This window comes from Allobosea sp. CER48 (assembly GCF_044752385.1).
Lineage (GTDB): Bacteria > Pseudomonadota > Alphaproteobacteria > Rhizobiales > Beijerinckiaceae > Allobosea.
Map to the genome: position 1 here is coordinate 1 of NZ_JBIWYK010000299.1, position 3,984 is coordinate 3,984.

The following is a 3,984-nucleotide window of genomic DNA, read 5'->3' on the forward strand; positions in this document are numbered from 1 at the left end:
AAAGGGCTTGCACGTCGCCTTCCCGTTGCGGCCCAACCTGACGCTGATGGCGCTGGAGCGCTATGCCACCCCATGGCTCGATCAGGACGCCGAACGCGCCGCGCTGCGCGCGGCCGTCACCGAATTCGGCATTCGTGCCGGCTCGCTGGAGGCACGCGCCTCCTCCCTGTCCGGAGGTAACCAGCAGAAGCTGGCGCTCGCCAAGGTGCTGCACCCGCAGCCGAAGGTCCTGGTGCTGGACGAGCCGACACGCGGCGTCGATGTCGGCGCCAAGCGGGAGATCTACTTCCTGATCCAGAGGCTGGCAGCCAGGGGCCTGGCCGTGGTCGTCATCTCCTCGGAGCTGATCGAGCTGATCGGCCTGGCCCATCGCGTCGCGATCATGCGCGAAGGCCGGCTCGTGACCACGCTGGCCGGGGACGAGATGACGGAAGAGACGATGATCGCCTACGCAACGGGAGCGCGCCATGTCGCAGCCTGAAACGGTGCAGGGTGCGGCCGCCGGCGGCAGACGGGAGAGCGCAACGCCGCTGGCCGAGCGGATCGCCAGCGTCGGGCCGGTCATCGGCCTCCTGCTGCTCTGCGGCCTCGGGGCCCTGCTCAACGGCGACTTCGCCACGCTCGACAACGGCCTCAACGTGCTCACCCGCACGGCCTTCATCGGCATCATCGCCGTCGGGATGTGCTTCGTCATCATCCTCGGCGGGATCGACCTCTCGGTCGGCTCGATGGCGGCGCTGATCGCCGGCTGCGTCATCATGTTCATCAACTGGGCAGCCGGCGCGCTGGGTTCGCCCGTGCTGGCCGTGCTTTGCGGGGCCGGCCTCGCCGTGCTGCTCGGCGCCGCCTTCGGCCTGATCCATGGCGTGCTGATCGCGAAGGGCCGCATCGAGCCCTTCATCGTCACGCTCGGGACGCTCGGCATCTTCCGGGCCTACCTGACCTATTTCGCCGATGGCGGCGCGCTGACGCTGGAGAACAGCCTCGCCGACATCTATGCCCCGGTCTATTACGGCAGCGTCGCCGGCGTGCCGGTCCCGGTCATCGTCTTCCTGCTGGTTGCGATCGTCGGAGCGCTGATCCTGAACAAGACTGCCTACGGGCGCCATGTCCAGGCGATCGGCTCCAACGAGACGGTGGCACGCTATGCCGCGGTCGATGTCGAGCGGGTCAAGATACTCACCTACATGCTGCTCGGCGTCTGCGTCGGCATCGCCACGCTTCTCTACGTGCCGCGCCTCGGCTCGGCCTCGCCGACCACGGGCCTGCTCTGGGAACTGGAGGCGATCGCTTCCGTCATCGTGGGCGGCGCTGCGCTGAAGGGCGGGCAAGGGAGCATCACCGGCACGGTCGTGGGCGCGATCCTGCTCTCCGTGATCAGCAACATCCTCAACCTGACGAGCCTGATCAGCGTCTACCTCAACGCCGCCGTGCAGGGATTCGTCATCATCACCGTCGCGTTTTTGCAGAAAGGCCGCCGCTGAAGGCAGGCCAGATTGGGAGAGAAGCGATGTCCACGCAGACCAGACGCAGCCTCTTGCTCGCCGCGACCGCAGCGTGCCTCGGCTTCGCGGCGACGGTTGCCGCCGCCGAACCCGTCAATCTCGGCGTCTCGATTCCCGCCGCGACGCACAGCTTCATGGGCGGCATCAACTACTGGGCGAACCAGGCGAAGAAGGATCTGGAGGCCAAGCACAAGGACCTCAAGATCACGATCCGCACCGCTGCCAACGCCACCGAGCAGGCCAACCAGCTCCAGGACCTCAGCACGGTCAACAAGATCAACGCGCTCGTCGTCTTCCCCTTCGAGTCGGCGGCCCTGACCCGGCCGGTCGCGAATGTGAAGGCCAAGGGCGCCTATGTGACCGTCGTCGATCGCGGCCTCACCGACACCTCGGCACAGGATGCCTATGTCGCCGGCGACAACACCGCCTTCGGCAAGATTCCGGCCGAGTACATCGCCAAGACGCTGAACGGGAAGGGCACGGTCGTCGCGCTGCGCGGCATCCCCACCACGCTCGACACCGAGCGCATGGACGCCTTCAACGGCGTGCTCAAGGGCTATCCCGATATCAAGCTGCTCGACGCCAAGTTCGCCAACTGGAACCGCGACGACGCCTACAAGGTCACGCAGGACTTCCTGACGCGTTTCAAGGATATTGACGCCTTCTGGGCGGCTGACGACGACATGGCCTTTGGCGCGATCCGCGCGATCGACCAGGCCAATCGCAAGGACATCAAGATCATCTTCGGCGGCGCCGGGGCCAAGGACATGGTCAAGATGATCCTCGACAACAAGGACCCGCGCATCCAGGCCAATGTCAGCTACTCGCCGAAATTCATCTACGACGCGATCAAGCTCACCGCGGAGGCGCGCCTGAACGGCCAGAAGCTGCCGGCGACGACGATCATCCCCTCGGTGTTGATCGACAAGAGCAACGCCAAGGACTTCTACCACCCCGACTCGCCGTTCTGAGGCGCAGCCACCTTCCCGGCCGCCCCGTCCACGGGGCGGCCCCATGCTCTCGGCCCCCGACATGGCCGCCCTCTCCCGGCAGCCGTTGCCGACGCGCCGCGACGGCGGCTATCAACGGGCTCCGTGCGAGGAGCGCCGTCGATCATGAGCCATGCTGCCGAAATCCATGCCGACATCCGCGACGCGGTCGCGCGTCTTTGCGCGGATTTTCCGGGCGAGTACTGGCGCAAGCTCGACCGCGAGATGGCCTACCCGGCCGAATTCGTCGGCGCGCTGACGCGGAGCGGCTTCCTGTCCGCGCTGATCCCCGAGGACTATGGCGGCGCCGGCCTCTCGCTCTCGGCCGCCGCCGTCATCATGGAGGAGATCCAGCGCCAGGGCTGCAACGGCGCCGCCTGCCACGCGCAGATGTACGTGATGGGTACGGTCCTGCGCCACGGCAGCGAGGAGCAGAAGCAGCGCTACCTGCCGAAGATCGCCACCGGCGAGCTGCGGCTGCAGGCCTTCGGCGTCACCGAGCCGACCAGCGGCACCGACACCACCGCCCTGCGCACCACCGCACGCCGCGAGGGCGACCATTACGTCGTCAACGGCCAGAAGATCTGGACGAGCCGCGCCGCGCAGTCGGACCTGATGCTGCTGCTCGCCCGCACCACCCCGCGCGACCAGGTCGCCAGGCGCACCGACGGGCTTTCGGTCTTCATCCTCGACATGCGCGAGGCGCTGAAGGACGGCCTGACCATCCGGCCGATCCGCACGATGATGAACCACGCCACCACCGAGGTCTTCTTCGACAATGTGAAGGTCCCGGCAGCCAATCTGGTCGGCGAGGAGGGCAAGGGCTTCCGCTACATCCTCTCGGGCATGAATGCCGAGCGCATCCTGATCGCCGCGGAATGCGTCGGCGACGCCAGATGGTTCATCGAGAAGGCTTCGCACTACGCCAGGGAGCGCCACGTCTTCGGCCGCCCGATCGGCCAGAACCAGGGCATCCAGTTCCCGATCGCGAAAGCCTACGCCAACATGCGCGCCGCCGAACTGATGGTGCGCGAGGCGATCCGGCTCTACGAGGCCGGCGCCAATCCCGGCGCCGAGGCCAACATGGCCAAGATGCTGGCGGCCGACGCCTCCTTCGAGGCGGCCAATGCCTGCATCCAGACGCATGGCGGCTTCGGCTTCGCCGAGGAATACGATGTCGAGCGCAAGTTCCGCGAGACGCGGCTCTATCAGGTCGCGCCGATCTCGACGAACCTGATCCTGTCCTATCTCGCCGAGCATGTCCTCGGCATGCCCCGGTCCTACTGAAAGCGCGCCGATGCCGTCTGCCCGCCGCCCGCTCGAAGGCCTCCTCGTCGTCGCGGTCGAGCAGGCCGTCGCCGCTCCGTTCTGCACGTCGCGCCTTGCCGATGCCGGCGCGCGGGTCATCAAGATCGAGCGGCCGGAAGGCGATTTCGCCCGCGGCTATGACGACGTCGCCAAGGGGCAGTCGAGCTATTTCGTCTGGCTCA

Annotated in this window: 5 protein-coding genes; all 5 read left to right on the forward strand. The window is 67.0% G+C overall.

From position 1 onward, the window contains the following. The coding region (locus ACIPIA_RS11630; protein WP_400509641.1) for an ATP-binding cassette domain-containing protein at nucleotides 1-481 on the forward strand (481 nt) is incomplete at its 5' end. Continuing rightward, nucleotides 468-1,484 carry an ABC transporter permease gene (locus tag ACIPIA_RS11635; RefSeq protein WP_400509643.1) on the forward strand — a complete coding sequence of 339 codons (1,017 nt, stop codon included), beginning with the start codon at nucleotides 468-470 and terminating at the stop codon, nucleotides 1,482-1,484. The genes ACIPIA_RS11630 and ACIPIA_RS11635, both read left to right, overlap by 14 nt. A gap of 26 nt (nucleotides 1,485-1,510) precedes the next feature. Further along, complete coding sequence (locus ACIPIA_RS11640) at nucleotides 1,511-2,476, forward strand: substrate-binding domain-containing protein (protein WP_400509644.1); 966 nt, start codon at nucleotides 1,511-1,513, stop codon at nucleotides 2,474-2,476. Between the two features lie 144 nt (nucleotides 2,477-2,620). Then, nucleotides 2,621-3,781, forward strand: coding sequence for an acyl-CoA dehydrogenase family protein (locus ACIPIA_RS11645; protein ID WP_400509646.1), 1,161 nt, complete (start codon nucleotides 2,621-2,623; stop codon nucleotides 3,779-3,781). Nucleotides 3,782-3,791: 10 nt separating this feature from the next. After that, nucleotides 3,792-3,984: CoA transferase (locus ACIPIA_RS11650; RefSeq protein ID WP_400509648.1), on the forward strand; the 193-nt coding region annotated here is incomplete at its 3' end.